Raw genomic sequence first — 13,471 nt, forward strand, 5'->3', positions numbered from 1 at the left:
ACAAAAACATAGCGGCGCTTGTCCTCATCGTGCATCTGGGGCAGGTACTTCACATCTACATGTACATAGCCAGGCTCATACGCCTTGAAGGGTTTGTGCTCGCCCTCAGGCTTGGGCTGTATGGGCAATCTGGAGTGGCCTCGTCTGCGCAGCAAGCGATCCAGCGCAGAACGGCTCATGGCAGGCTCAATAAACTCCCGCACCACTGCCAGCAAATCATCGAGCGGCAGCAGCAGTTGGGTGCGCAGATAGACCACCAATTCTTCCTGTGCCGCATTGAGCGTGGTCTGCAATCGGTGCGGCGTATGACTGGCATCGTGCACCGTAGTGCGATGACGCCACTTGCGCACCGTGTCCAGGCCAATGCCGTATTGCTGGGCCAACTCCCGGTCAGTGCTACTGGCTTGCTGCAATGCACGTCGTGAGCAGGCGTGGTCGTTGCGTTCTTGTGTAGAGCAATCAACATAGCGGCTCCTTGGAAGACGATTGCCATGTTGCCACAACAGCCTGCAGCACTTGTCTGCTATGGAGCAACGGGCGCTTGGTTGTAAGCAGCCAATCATCCGGGACCTGACACCTAATCGACGTTGTCTTATTAGCCCTCCAAGGGCATTGAGTTGAATTGACTTTTTACGGCGGAACTTAATCGAACCAGATCCCCTAACGCCCTGGCACTGCGCAATGCAGGGCCACGCCTGCAGGGCACCTTGAGCAATTTGCAGCGCTGAGTTGAGCAGGAAAATTTCACGATCGACGCAGATTTTTGCAATAAAACTGCAAGAGCAGGGCGAGGCAATCACCTGGTGATTGCCTTCACGCAGCCGGGAGAGAGCCTAGTCTTTCTGCAGGTGCTGCATAGCACCTGCGGGAAGCTGGGTGAACGGGAGGCACCCTGCACCATGCCATGAGGGGATGTTCGGGAGCGAAGCGGGCAGAGGTGCAAGGCACCTCTGATCGGTTTGCGGAGTTCTGCCAAGCAGAGCACGAGCTCGACCAGGCAGAGCCTGGGGCTGTCTGCAGCGAAGCTGCAGCTCAGCAGGAGAAAGAAGGCGGGGCTTGGGTGCGCGCATGCGGCGTTTGGGGCGTGCGGCCGGCAATTCGCCTTGCGTCGCGCAGCGTTCCGGGTGATGTGCTCACAGCGCAGCCAGCGCGCCAGGCAAGGGCTTCCAGAAGATGGGATTGGTTTAGCTGCCGCGTCGTAGCGGTCGCACAAGCACTGGCCGGTTACGCGTGGCGCACAGCCTGGCCAGGCATGCCGCCAACTCGTCGCTGATAAACAGGGCTGTTGCGCGTCAGCGCTTCTGCAGCATGTGCTCCTATGATGCGAAAAAAGGAGAGGGCATGTATAGACGACAGCAAGCAGAAAGCGACTGGGGATTTTTCGGTGATGTAGCCAAAATTGCCCTGGGCGTATTCATCGGCAGCATGGCAGCCATCTTGGCCTATGAGGGCGTGCTGGCCTGGCGCGCAGAGCAGGCTGCACGGCAGCTTGCACAAGAACTAAAAGCCATGAACGACCAGCAAAGGCAAGCTCAGCAACAGATGTTGCAGCAACAAAAAGAAGAGCAACGACGCCAGATACGGCAGGAGCTGGAGAAAGACTGGCAGCGACAGCAGATAGAGGTTGCCGCCAAGCGCAAGGAAGCAGCTTGGCAGAGCTACTACAAGCCGTCACCGATTTGCCGCCTGGATAACGTGCGTGCCGACTGCGCCAATGAACACATGAGAGCAAGGCGCGCATTCGAGGCCGAATACCGCGACTAGCGGACGTCAAAGATGGGGCTATTGGCTGTTTTGTCCACTTCGGCCAGTGCTTTTTCAAGCTCAAGGATTTGGCGTTGCTGCTTTGCAATCTGGCGTTTGAGCATCGCGTTTTCCTGAAACTGGAGCCTTCCCCAGTTCACGGCATCGCAGTTTGCAGCCAATTGGCCCCATGTGGACTCCCAAAACAGGACCAACATAACCACACGCGGTGCTTGGCCTTTGCTGCGGTAGCTGCCCAAAGTTCGGGGCGAAATATTCAGGAATTTGGCCAGATCAGTATCGTTGCGCCCGATGTTGTCCAGCATCGAATGGAGGTGCGGAAGTTGCGCGGGTCTAGGTGCTCGGAACATGCGCAAAGCTGGTCACATCAGGCCGTGCGCAGTGGTTCGAAAACAGGGGTGTTGCTGTCGCTGCTACGGCGCGTGCAAACGCCTGTTTTGTCGATTAAACATAATATACAGACTAGCATCCTTGGCTTGCGTTTCTGCTACAGCGGCAGTAGCAGGGGCGGCAGCACCCATCAGCGTTCCAGCGATGGCAGCTCCGGTTATGAATTTGCGCACCATGCGTGATTTGCAGGCGCTTTCGCGCTCGCTTTCTAGTGCTGCAATCACGATCCATTTCTCCACCGGCTCGCCCAGTTCTTCAGCCAGTGCACCGGCGATTGCGGGGCTTACATTTCCGCGAATTTTTGCGTTGTGCAGGGCGTTTCTGGATAGGTTCAGCTTCTTGTGCCACCACGGCGCAGGGTGCAGTTCTAGAGCCTTGTCTAGCAGTTCCATGGTGTTTTGCATAGCTTGATCTCCTTGTGTTGCTAAATGCACTCACTATGAGTGCAGAGATGCACACGGTTCGAGTGCATTGTATTGTTTGCTCCGCACACAACGTGTGTGCAAATAGGAGCCGCAAGCATGTCTTCAACACCAAACAGTTTCCCTCGGTACAAAGGCCACAAGCCTGATTGCATGTGCGCTACGTGTGAGTACCCAGCACCAAACAGTCCCCGCCGTTTAAGTCCAACACCTGCCCCTACAAGCCTCAGCGAAAGCGTTGCGGCTCCCGCTGAGGTGGGGCAGGTGGGGGGCACCCGAGCACCACAAAAGCCTGTTTGTCGTCGTGGCACTTGCCCTGCGGATCGTCTTTGCCTTGCATGCGAGTTCCCGATGACTCTTTCTGATGCTGGCTCTGCTGATCCTGTGATTGAGCAGTTCCAGCGCTGGCTGGAAACCAAGGCCCATGCGGCTTTCCAGAAGGTGTCTGGATCCTCGCGCCATTACCCGACCCCAGAAGAGTTGGGCAACGCCTTGGTTTTTGCAGAGTGCCGCGCTGCCACCAAGCTGCTTATGCAGTTCAAGTTGGAGCAGGGCGCATGACCTCCATGCCTCTCCATCAGCAACGCCAGCTCCGCGCAGTGGCCATGACTTTGCTCACAGTCAAGCCCCCTGTCTACGTCACATCCGGTGGCGTCATGGCTGCCCGTGACTACAAAGCCAAGTGCGCATTGGTCAATCGCTTTGCTCGTGGCGGCGTGCTCACGTCCCCCGTTCATGCAGCAATCGCGCAACTCGCATCCATGCACGGTATTGACCTCAAAACCGTAGCGCAGGGCGCGGAGGGGGCCCCGCTTGCGGGGGAGGCTTCTGCGCCTGGCGCTGCTATCAATTTTGGGGGGCAAGCCCGGCCTTGCACACCGCCTGTCCCCGTAGGTAACACGGGGACAACTTCTACGGGGCAGGGCGTATGACCAAGCACCGTAATGACTTGGTTTTGGAGGGCAACGAAATCAAGGCCCGCATCCATGCCGAGCAGATCAAGCATCGCGGGTATGTGCACACCGATTGGGTCCGCTTCACGGTCCATCGTCGCAATGCTCCCTTGCCTTCTGAGGAGCTGCTTTTCCCCCGGCCTGAGTTCACCTCCAGCCATTACCACGTCAGTGACCATGCCCGCCTGAGCATGTGCATGGACGATGGCAAGCCCGAGCGCCGTCACGAAGTCCGTCTCGCAAATGCTCTGCGTGAAATGTCCGATTCTGATCAGATGGCCGGAGCCCAGGCTTTCGAGATGGCAAAGGATGTGGCAAGCATCCTGGGTGCCGATTTCATGGTTGATCCAGAAGTTCGCAAGGGCAAAGACTTCTACCGCCATCGCCTGGATATTTTGCGCAAAGGACACCCTGTCGGCTGGGTCGGATTCCTGAGTACCTCCGCTGGCTCTAGAGGTGATGCCCAGTCCCAAACCCTGCACGTCAACCTGGAGGGCATGGCCTGCACCTTCGCCCAAACCGGATGGCGCGACACCCTGGCCGACTACATCGACCAGCACCGCGGATTGTTGACCCGCATCGACCTCGCCGTTGACTTCTTCGACGGTATCGCGGGGGGTATGGAACGCTTCCGTGATGAATACAAGTCCGGCTTGATGGATCACCTGGGCCAGCGCCCAGGCCATCGCCTGGATGGCACATGGGACTGCGATCACGTTGCGATTAACAAGGGCCGCAGCTTCTACCTGGGCAACCGTGCCTCCGGCAAGCTGACCAACATTTACGAAAAAGGGCTCCAGCTCTACGGCCCCGAATCCTCCAGCCAGTGGACCCGGTTTGAGCTGCGCTACGGCAATCAAAAACGCCTGCTGCCCACTGACATGCTGCGCCGCCCTGCCGACTTCTTCGCCGGGGCCAGCGACTGGCATGCGGCAATCCTGCGCGAACACGGAGCCCAGGCATTACCTGAGCCAATCCCCTGTGAGGCCCGCTTGCCTGTCCAGACCATCGAAGCGGAAGTTGAACGCAATGCCCGGTGGTTCATTCGCACAGCCGGTGCCTCGGCTTGCTTGGCAATCAAGTACCTCGATGAAAAAACCATGTTCACCCTGCTCGATGACGAAAGCCGGATTCCTGGCCGTCTTCGCAAGTTCTCCATGGCCGAAGTCAAGGCCGCATACCTCGACGTTTTCAAGCGGATCAGCAGTAAAGGGCGCGCTGAACCCGCATTCGCTTAATGCCCGAACCAAGGAAAAACCATGCGTTTCAATGCTCAAGCCGTTCTCACCGGTATCAAGTCCAGCAAGGGTCAGATCGACGGCGGTCGTGCCTTTGACTCCACCACGTTCCACCTGCAAGTGGACCTCGCTGAATCCACCATGGGTGAAACCATCGGCCGCGTGACCCGGCCTTTCAAGTGTGGGGACAGCACCGAAATCGCCAAGTGGGCCAACTACAAAAAGCAGTGGCCGGAAGCGGGCGTCCCCGTGGATTGCGTGTTCGAGATGGCTGCCGGTGCGCAGGACTCTTCCAAGCTGGTCCTGGTCTCCATCAAGCCCGCTGCTGCCCCGAAGGTCTGATATGTCCCGCTACGTGATCCAGTCGGCCACTACGGGCGCTTTCCTGGCTCCTGACCCATCCACTGGGTTCGGTGAGCCGGCTTGGGTCATGTTGTTGGATGAGGCGGGGGTGGTCGATGACCTCGAATCCTGCGCTGAACTCATTGAAGACCACTGCGAGCCCTTCCACCGTGCCAAAGCCATCGACCTCCACGCCCTATGACTTGGACCCTTTACACCCAGCTTCCCCAGGTGCTGGCCGTCTGCTTGTGTGGGTGGCTCCTGCTTCGCCACATCGACGCCCAGCTCAGCGAAATCATCCAGTAGGACCAGACATGAACGAAAACTTTGTTTGCCATGACTGCGGTGCTGAATTTGACTCTTCAGATATTGATGACTCGCAGCAGTCTGATGGTGATCCGACCTGCCCTGAATGCGGCTCCGAAGATGTTGGGTCTGCCTGATGCGAGTCCTCATTTGTGCTGTCGATCAACCCGTTTGCCCGCCTGAGTCGCAGGCCTGGATGGACCTCGCCCAGGTGCTGCTGGACCCGTCTGTGTTGGGCCTTACTCCGGAATCCGTCCTTCTGGTTGCCTCCTTCGGTGCCGTCCCCGTTCTCGGTGCTTATCTGGTGGGCTATGGGATCGCTTTAGCAAAGGGGCTCATTCGCAAGGTTTGACAGGGCAGAGCAGAGCCCCGTGGCTCTCCTGTGCCGCTGTTGGCACGTTCTCAGCAATTTCTCTGAAAGGAATCATCATGCTGAATCGCACTCTGGGCATTGCCCGCAAGTACGGCTCCAAGGCCGCCGCGCTGACCGTTATCGCTGGTGCTTCGGTGCCTGCATTCGCTCAATCCACCAACCCCATCGTTCAAATGATCGAGCAGATCGGCCTGGATGGCGTTGCTGCTGCCGTCATCGCGATGGGTGTTCTGATCGTCGGTGTCGCCATGGCCTTCAAGGCTCCTGACGTTGCCAAGCGCGGCGTTCGCAAGGTCTAAGGCGCAGTCATGGCTGCAAGCGCTGTTCTCATCCTTGTCTACACCCTGATTGCACTCATCGGTGGGATCAGCGCTTTTGCCCTGGTGCTGGGGATCAAGTCATGCGACTGAAATCCCTTGCACTGGGCATCCTCTCTCTGCCTGCGTTGACGGCCTTTGCTGCCGATGTTCCTGTACCAAATCCACCCCCAGGCGCAGTCAACGCGAACCCGAATTACCTCGAATACAAAAAGACCGGGAACACCTACACATGGAACCCTGTAGGCACCTCGACCCCTCCTGGCTCTGGCGCCATCTCCTTTCCAGCAACGCAAACCGTTTCAACCGTAGAGCCGAAGTTCACCGCTACAGGTGATCTGCCTTACCAGCACAAGGGTGGGGCGGGTGCCAAGGTTTCCATTTCCACCGGCATCAATAAGCAAGCCCTGGCTAAGGCTGCCTCTGATGCAGTCAAGGGTGCTGCTGCCATTGCTGCTGCTGGTTCTACAAACCCATATGTGCAGGTCTCTGCTTTGGCCTGCATGGTTTTTTGTGTCCCCTTGGCTGAGTGGGGAGTCAATCAGCTAAAGAAAAACAGTGATGGAACCTTCTCTGCCATGGTGCCTGATCAGAATGCTCAGGTTTATGTAAGTGATGGCAAAAAATATCAGGGCGCTGATGGTACTTACTATTTGTCCAAGGATGCTAGCTGCGCTGCTGGGTTGAGTATTTTTGCTGCTAGCTCATCTTATGTTTACTCTAACAAGTCTGCTCGTGTTGCTGGGAACACTTGCTATTTAACTTGGAAATACGGCGTTAAAGAGCCCACGCAGGATGGTTGGTATAACTATCCTATGTCTACTGGTGTTCCTTCTAGTTGTCCAGCAGGATCGACAATTGTTGGAAATTCCTGTGGTGGTTCTATTCCTGAGGTGGAAAAGCCTTTGGAGCGCGTATTCGAGGATAATATTGTTAATAAGCCATGGAATGCTGATTTTGCAAGTATTGCCGCAGCAACTATTGCCATGGGAATATTCCGAGACGGCAATTTATTTACTGACAATATAGACATTATTGGCCCTAATGCAGTCCCTATCGGTGAAACCACCGGTACATGGCCCGTAAATGTCCTTCCTGGAACTACTACCCCAGCTCCAGCCGGCCACACTGGCACCACTGAGCCCGGCACAGTTACGCAAACCACAACGACCACTGCGCAAAACACCTTTAGGCCCGGTTCTTCCAGTTCTTCGGGTTCTACCGGTTCTGGCAGTTCCTCAGGCCCTGGTGCGTCCATGACCACCACGCAAAAGACTGAAACCAAAACCAGTATCACCAACAATATTACAAACGTCACAAATATTGTTAACACCGAAACCAAAACAGAAGATAAACCGCCAGAAGATAGTGCAACTGATACCCCTTTGGTGGGAATCCCTGAGTTATATAAACAAAAATACCCTGATGGCATTTCTGGTGTTTGGAACTCATTTAAAACAAAATTCAATCAAACACCGTTTGTGAATCTCATTCACCAGTTAACCCCAAATATTCCAAGCGGTGGAACCTGTCCCGCCTGGACAATTGATCTTTCTTGGACTCCTGGCGGTTCAATGGGTGTTTATCGGCTGGGCGAGGATTATTGTTTTATCTGGCCCATTCTAAAAATCATCATCATCATTACGGCCTTGTTCACGGCGCGCGTTTGGTGTTTGGGGGCTGATATGGGCGGCATGTTCACGACCCTTTTCGCAAAGATTGCAGCAGTCGTTAAATGGTTTAGCGACTTGTTTGTCGCCATCTTTGTATCCCTCTGGCACATCCTGACTGACCTTGGGTGTTGGGTTTTGGAGCAGTGCTTGGGGGTTGCTTTCGAGGCGGTCAGCGCTATTGATCCTGGTCCCATCTCTGGTGCCATCGGTGCGTTTGATCAGCTCCCAGCAGAGATGATCAACATCCTGATGCTGCTGGGCTTTGGTGAGGCCATGGGCATCATTGGCGCGGCCTTGCTGATTCGCATGGGCTTGCAGCTCATACCGTTTGTGAGGTTGGGCTCATGATTGACTTGCTCGAAGGCATCCCAGGCTCTGGCAAGAGCTATGAGGCCGTGGTCTACCACGTGCTGCCAGCACTCAAAAACGGTCGCAAGGTCGTCACAAACCTGCCCCTCAATGTCGAGGCTTTTGCCAAGCTGGACGCCCGTTACCGTGACCTTTTGGACATTCGCAAAGCCCCGTTGCCAGTGCTCGGCCGCTGGGATGCGGAGGCCGCAAACCGTAACGAAAATTGCTTTGTCCTGGGAGAGTTTGAAGCCCCGGAGGAAGTCCAAAATCTTGGCATCGTCCCCACGGAATTTGAGACGTTCGAACACCTCGGGCGCCCCGCAATGGCCGCTCCAAAAGGCACGCGTCTTTTCGGCCACGTCTGGGACTTCTACGACGACTGGCGCGGAAAAAACAACATCGGCCCGCTGTACATCATTGATGAATGCCACGTCTCATTCCCTCGAGAAAAGCTGCGCAAAAAGCTGTTCACGCCCGACGATGTGATTGAGTGGTTCAAGCTGCATCGGCACTTTGGTGCTGATGTGCTGCTGATGACCCAGCGCATGCGCTCTTTGGAGGAGGAGATTGCCGGCCTTGCGCAGTTTCACATCAAGGTGCACAAGGCGCATTTCTTGGGCAAGCCCGATGAGTACATCCGCAAGGTCCTTGCCGGCTACCGGGGCGGCGAGGTGCAGGTCAATGAGCGCAAATACATGCCCCAGTATTTCCCGCTCTACAAAAGCCACACCCAGGGCGCAACAGTCGTTGAATCCGGTGCGCGCGACTTGTCGACCACCTACACCAAGCTCCAGAAGTTCCGCAAATGGTTCATGCTGTTTTCGGTGCTGGTCGTTATCTGGGCTGTTTGGATGAATTTCAAGCCAAAGCCCAAGCCTCCTGAGCACGTTCAGCGTTTCCAAAATGCGCTTGCCAATACACCACCAGGTCAAACGCTGGTGGACATAAATCCGGATGGCTCCCCGGTTACCCGTGCAAACACCCCTCCAGTCTCCCAGGCCCAGGCTATACCGGTGCAGCCCCAGGCGCAGACTGTGCCCGAGCAGCCCCCGGCAAAGGACAAGATAGAGCCTCTGGAGGGCAAAACCATGCACCTCGTCGGCTGGATGCACATGCCCAGCAAAGGCACTGTGTACCGGGTTTCGGTTGCTCTTGGCCAGCGCGTGTTCTTTGATACCACCTCGGCCGATCTGGAGAAAGCGGGCTATGAGTTCAAGCCTGTTGCTGAATGCATGGCCCTGGTTACCTGGGATGGCAAAACACGGCCTGTAACGTGTGATGCGCCCATCACCAATGTCGGCACGGAATCGCGCCCGATCGTGATCTCTGATGGTGCAAAAGCCAAGGTCACGACGGGTCCAGGCGCGCACGGCCCGGTTGCATCTGCTGCTGCCGATGACTATCCGCACCCGCTGACTGCCGCTGCAAAAACGGCCCAGCTCGTCAAGACTGGCGGACTCTAAAAAAAGCCTCTGAGGGGTATGGGGCTTGCCCCATGACAAACGTCGGCGCGGTAACGCGACGATCCCAATCAGCTTGGTGTGATCAGAGCCTATGTGCACGGTCCTGCGGTCGATAAAGCTGGGCGCTTGCCGCGTGGCCTTTCCTCACTCAAGGCATGCCGTCCGCTCGTCGCCCTGATAAACGGTATTTGGTCTTTACTCCCTATGATCACGGCGTAGAGGAGGGGAGACCATGGGTATTCAGGACCGCGACTATTGGCATGACTGGAAGCGCGGAAACGAGGGTGAGGGCCCTTACACAAAGCCATTCCCAGGTGGTTCTGGCGAATCTGGGCAACCATCCCGGCGCTTCAAAATCATTGATGAGGTTCGTGCGCCAGTGCGTCGGCAATCGCAGCTGCCGCTGCCTAAGACTGACCATGTGCCTGAAGTGCTTTTGAAAAAGCTCACGTACCTTGCCGTTTTCGTTGCACTTGTTGTTGCAGCGATGCTTGCTTATCGCTGGTACGCGCTGCATCAGTTGAATCAGACCTTGCTAGGGCTCATGAATGACGTTCCTAAGGCAATGGCGGCGCCGATTCAGCAGTCTTTGCAGGTGCAGTCCCAGTCCACGCACCAGGCCGAAGAGCGCCGCAAACAGTTGGCACTAGAGCGTGATTTAGAGATGCAGCGCGCCATTGCCCGCCAGGAATTGAAAGATCGCCTGGACCGGGAGCATGCAGAGCGCGTCAAGAGGCGTAATGCAGCCTGGGAGCGGTTCTACCAGCCTTCGCATGAATGCCGTCGGGATGCAACGGTTGAATGTGCGAATGCATTTATCCGTGCTCAGCGGGCTTTCAGCGAGCAGTACAAGGACTAGCGAACGTCAAAGATCGGGCTGTTGGCTGCCTTGTCCACCTCGGCCAGTGCCTTTTCAAGCTCAAGGATTTGGCGTTGCAGCTTCGCAATCTGGCGTTTGAGCATCGCGTTTTCCTGAAACTGGAGCCTTCCCCAGTTCACGGCATCGCAGTTTGCTGCCGATTGGCCCCATGTGGACTCCCAAAACAGGGCCAACATAACCACACGTGGCGCTTGGCCTTTGCTGCGGTAGCTGCCCAAAGTTCGGGGCGAAATATCCAGGAATTTGGCTAGATCTGCATCGTTGCGCCCGATGTTGTCCAGCAGCGAATGGAGGTGCGGAAGTTGCGCGGGTCTAGGTGCTCGGAACATGCGCAAAGCTGGTCAGATCAGGCCATGCGCAAAGGGGTGAAAAGAGGTGCCTTGAAACCGCTTCGGAGGCGCTTAAAAGCACCCCGCAAGCGATTTAACATAATATACATTGTATTTAAACAAACGGCGTAGACACCTGCGCCGCCATGACCCGGATTTCCGCATGCAGCTTGCTTCGAGGTTCAAGGCGATGTACCAGTCCCTGGGCATGGACCTGGCTGCTTGTGCGAAGTATCTGCACGTCACTGAGCGCACTTTGCATAACTGGCTGAGCGGCAAGCACGACATCCCTTTTGCAACCGGCAATCTGCTGAGGTTGCTCAACCGTATGAATCTGCCTGGCCAGCCTCGACACATAAGGAAAAAACGTTTGTCCAGTGCGAGCCGTAAACCTTGATATGGTTTGCGGCATCGACATGGAAAAGGCCTGCCATCCTAGTGACAGACCTTCATCGAATCACTGGGTTTCAACTCACTTACGCGGCAGTCGCAGTGCACGTTGCGACAAGGCACGGCGTTGCAGTGAGCGATTGTTGGTGCGTTGCTTGTCTGCTTGCGAGTCAACTGCAGTAGCCGCGGCCGGTTGCGCGGCGCGCATTTCCAGCAGTGCCTTGAGCTCCTGCACCCGTTCCTGCGCCACTTCGGTCGACTGCTGCAGCTGTAAATTCGCAGTGCGGGCGCTCAGCAGTTCTTCCTCGCTGCGCAGGTAACGCGCCTGCAGCTCTTCGTAACGGGATTCGGCTTTGCGTTCGGCTTCCTGTTGGGTTTTCTTGCTTTTCTCCACCTCCTGACGGCTGCGGTCCAGGTCGGCCAGCATGCGACGTTCATTGCCGGCAAACTGTTCCGCCAGGCGTTGGCGCTCCTGGCTGGCCACTTGCAGTTCCTGCGCATGTTGCTCCCGCAACGCTTCCTGGTGCTTGCGCTGATCGGCATTTTCCAGGCGCAGTCTTTCGACCAGGTCATGGCGCTCTTGCAGTTGTTGCTGCATTTCGTCCAGTCGGCGCGACAGGTCTTCGCGTTGTGCATGGGCCAGCTTCAGGGCGGCATCCATCGCCTCCTTTTGCTGCTGCAAGCCCTCTTCCCGCTGCGCCAAACGGGCTTCTTGCGCTTGCAACTGGGCCAGGCTCTGCTGCAGTTCGGCTTCACGGTCCGCCAAGGCCTGGTCAGCCGCTTGCTGTGCGTGCTGCAGCGCGGCAGACCACAGCCCTTGCGCGGCTTCCAGCACCTCGGTGGGCACGCTGTTGCGCAAATCCTGGGTGTGCTGATTCAGCCCCAGCCGCGCGCCGAGGGTGCTGAACCAGGCGTCCAGCATCGGCGCCACGGTGTTGGGCGAGCCCCGCCCCATGTGCAGGCGCACTTTTTCGATGGTGGGTTTGTGGCCTTCGGCCAGCAGTGCGTCGGCTGCGGCCCATACATCGGCTTCCTGGATGCCGCGCGGCGTTTTGGGTGCTGTGGGTTGCATAGAAGTTAGATTACCATCGATAAGAGATTGTTATCGTGAGTTGTTGAATATTATTATACAACATCACATGTAATACATATTATTTGATACATACAACAGAAGAAATACAACAGATGACCGACTTCCGCGCACTTTCCTTGGCACAGCCCGCCTCTGCCGTTGTCCAGCTCAGCGACAGCACCCTGCACGCACTGCGGGAGCTGCTGCGCGAGGGAGAAGCCGAGAACACGGTGCGCAGTTACCAGAGCGCCATGCGTTATTGGGCCGGCTGGCACCAGTTCCGGCTGGGTCAGGCGATTGCCCTGCCCCTGCCGGTTGACACCGTGCTGCTGTTCATTGCCGACCATGCCCAGCGCAGCACGCCTTATGGCCTGCGCTGCGAGCTGCCCCCCTCCATCGATGCGGCACTGGTGCAATCGGGTTGCAAGGCCAGGCTGGGTGCCCCCAGCCACAACACCCTGGTGCACCGTGTGGCGGTCATGTCGAAGGCGCACCAGAACCGGGGGCTGCCCAACCCTTGCCACGATGAAAAAGTGCGCGAACTGCTCTCGCGCACGCGCAAGGCCTACGCCAAGCGCGGGGAACGCGCGCAGAAGAAAGCCGCCATCACCAAGGACGTGCTGCAGCAATTGCTGGCCACCTGCGACGACAGCCTGCGCGGCCTGCGCGACCGTGCCCTGCTGCTGTTTGCCTGGAGCAGCGGTGGCCGTCGGCGCTCCGAGGTCAGCAATGCCGACATGCAGTACCTCAAGTGCATTGGCCCTGGTCAATACCTGTATGAACTGGCGTTTTCCAAAACCAACCAGAGTGGTGCCGACCTGCCCGACAACAGCAAGCCCGTGCTGGGGACCGCTGGCCAGGCCCTGGCCGCCTGGCTGGCCGCCAGCGGCATCCGCGAAGGCGCCATCTTCCGGCGCATCCGCAAGGGCGGCCACCTGGGCGAGCCCTTGCAGGCCGCCGCCGTGCGCGCCATCGTCAAGGAGCGCTGTGCGCTGGCCGGGATCGAAGGCGATTTTTCCGCGCACTCCCTGCGGTCCGGATTTGTGACCGAAGCCGGCAAGCGCAACGTGCCCCTGGCCGAAACCATGGCCTTGACCGGCCACCAGAGCGTGGCCACGGTGCTGGGCTACTTCCGGGCGGAATCCGTCATCCACAACCAGGCGGCGCATTTGATGGACGAGGATTGATCGACCACCCGGGTGCTGTAT

General features: G+C 57.3%; 16 protein-coding genes and 1 pseudogene. 12 read left to right on the top strand and 5 right to left on the bottom strand.

What is annotated here, in order from left to right; translation table 11 throughout:
• Positions 1 to 466, bottom strand: a pseudogene (locus SJH88_RS06755) (transposase family protein); the annotation flags it as partial.
• 764 nt (positions 467 to 1,230) lie between these two features.
• Here SJH88_RS06755 and SJH88_RS06760 point away from each other — a divergent pair.
• Positions 1,231 to 1,764 carry a hypothetical protein gene (locus SJH88_RS06760; protein WP_274753977.1) on the top strand — a complete coding sequence of 178 codons (534 nt, stop codon included), beginning with the start codon at positions 1,231 to 1,233 and terminating at the stop codon, positions 1,762 to 1,764.
• Here the strand turns inward: SJH88_RS06760 and SJH88_RS06765 are convergent.
• Complete coding sequence (locus tag SJH88_RS06765; RefSeq protein WP_274753978.1) at positions 1,761 to 2,069, bottom strand: hypothetical protein; 309 nt, start codon at positions 2,067 to 2,069, stop codon at positions 1,761 to 1,763. The genes SJH88_RS06760 and SJH88_RS06765 overlap by 4 nt on opposite strands.
• Positions 2,070 to 2,177: 108 nt before the next feature.
• A complete protein-coding gene (locus SJH88_RS06770) occupies positions 2,178 to 2,558 on the bottom strand; it encodes a hypothetical protein (protein ID WP_274753979.1) in 381 nt (126 codons plus the stop codon).
• A 369-nt stretch (positions 2,559 to 2,927) separates the two neighbouring features.
• Between SJH88_RS06770 and SJH88_RS06775 the strand changes: the two genes are divergently transcribed.
• From SJH88_RS06775 to SJH88_RS06815, 9 genes are all read left to right on the top strand, one after another.
• Positions 2,928 to 3,137 carry a hypothetical protein gene (locus tag SJH88_RS06775; RefSeq protein ID WP_274753980.1) on the top strand — a complete coding sequence of 70 codons (210 nt, stop codon included), beginning with the start codon at positions 2,928 to 2,930 and terminating at the stop codon, positions 3,135 to 3,137.
• Positions 3,138 to 3,504: 367 nt separating this feature from the next.
• Complete coding sequence (locus tag SJH88_RS06780) at positions 3,505 to 4,767, top strand: replication initiation factor domain-containing protein (protein WP_274753981.1); 1,263 nt, start codon at positions 3,505 to 3,507, stop codon at positions 4,765 to 4,767.
• A gap of 21 nt (positions 4,768 to 4,788) precedes the next feature.
• The gene (locus SJH88_RS06785; RefSeq protein WP_274753982.1) at positions 4,789 to 5,109 is read left to right on the top strand and encodes a hypothetical protein; all 321 of its coding nucleotides are present in this window, start codon (positions 4,789 to 4,791) and stop codon (positions 5,107 to 5,109) included.
• Position 5,110: 1 nt separating this feature from the next.
• Positions 5,111 to 5,311: a hypothetical protein gene (locus SJH88_RS06790; RefSeq protein ID WP_274753983.1), complete on the top strand. Its 201-nt coding sequence runs from the start codon at positions 5,111 to 5,113 to the stop codon at positions 5,309 to 5,311.
• Positions 5,312 to 5,423: 112 nt separating this feature from the next.
• Positions 5,424 to 5,552 carry a hypothetical protein gene (locus SJH88_RS06795; protein WP_274753984.1) on the top strand — a complete coding sequence of 43 codons (129 nt, stop codon included), beginning with the start codon at positions 5,424 to 5,426 and terminating at the stop codon, positions 5,550 to 5,552.
• Between the two features lie 292 nt (positions 5,553 to 5,844).
• Positions 5,845 to 6,087, top strand: a complete 243-nt coding sequence (locus SJH88_RS06800) for a hypothetical protein (protein WP_274753985.1) — start codon at positions 5,845 to 5,847, stop codon at positions 6,085 to 6,087.
• A gap of 101 nt (positions 6,088 to 6,188) precedes the next feature.
• On the top strand, positions 6,189 to 8,126 hold the full coding sequence (locus SJH88_RS06805; protein WP_274753986.1) for a DUF2523 domain-containing protein: 1,938 nt from the start codon (positions 6,189 to 6,191) through the stop codon (positions 8,124 to 8,126).
• Positions 8,123 to 9,592, top strand: coding sequence for a zonular occludens toxin domain-containing protein (locus SJH88_RS06810; protein WP_274753987.1), 1,470 nt, complete (start codon positions 8,123 to 8,125; stop codon positions 9,590 to 9,592). The genes SJH88_RS06805 and SJH88_RS06810 overlap by 4 nt, the downstream gene beginning before the upstream one ends.
• Before the next feature lie 232 nt (positions 9,593 to 9,824).
• The gene (locus SJH88_RS06815) at positions 9,825 to 10,451 is read left to right on the top strand and encodes a hypothetical protein (protein ID WP_274753988.1); all 627 of its coding nucleotides are present in this window, start codon (positions 9,825 to 9,827) and stop codon (positions 10,449 to 10,451) included.
• Here the strand turns inward: SJH88_RS06815 and SJH88_RS06820 are convergent.
• Positions 10,448 to 10,801 (bottom strand): hypothetical protein, encoded by a 354-nt coding sequence (locus SJH88_RS06820; RefSeq protein ID WP_274753989.1) that lies wholly within the window; start codon positions 10,799 to 10,801, stop codon positions 10,448 to 10,450. The two genes, SJH88_RS06815 and SJH88_RS06820, sit on opposite strands and share 4 nt — an antisense overlap.
• Before the next feature lie 163 nt (positions 10,802 to 10,964).
• On the opposite strand from SJH88_RS06820, the gene SJH88_RS06825 reads away from it, so the two are divergent.
• Positions 10,965 to 11,198, top strand: a complete 234-nt coding sequence (locus SJH88_RS06825; RefSeq protein ID WP_274753990.1) for a helix-turn-helix domain-containing protein — start codon at positions 10,965 to 10,967, stop codon at positions 11,196 to 11,198.
• 75 nt (positions 11,199 to 11,273) lie between these two features.
• Here SJH88_RS06825 and SJH88_RS06830 read toward each other — a convergent pair whose 3' ends face one another.
• Positions 11,274 to 12,263 carry a DNA-binding protein gene (locus SJH88_RS06830; RefSeq protein ID WP_274753991.1) on the bottom strand — a complete coding sequence of 330 codons (990 nt, stop codon included), beginning with the start codon at positions 12,261 to 12,263 and terminating at the stop codon, positions 11,274 to 11,276.
• Positions 12,264 to 12,376: 113 nt separating this feature from the next.
• Between SJH88_RS06830 and SJH88_RS06835 the strand changes: the two genes are divergently transcribed.
• Positions 12,377 to 13,450: a site-specific integrase gene (locus SJH88_RS06835; RefSeq protein ID WP_274753992.1), complete on the top strand. Its 1,074-nt coding sequence runs from the start codon at positions 12,377 to 12,379 to the stop codon at positions 13,448 to 13,450.
• Positions 13,451 to 13,471: the final 21 nt, after the last annotated feature.

The sequence above is a fragment of the Comamonas sp. GCA5 genome (assembly GCF_036541385.1).
Taxonomy (GTDB): Bacteria; Pseudomonadota; Gammaproteobacteria; order Burkholderiales; family Burkholderiaceae_C; genus Comamonas; species Comamonas aquatica.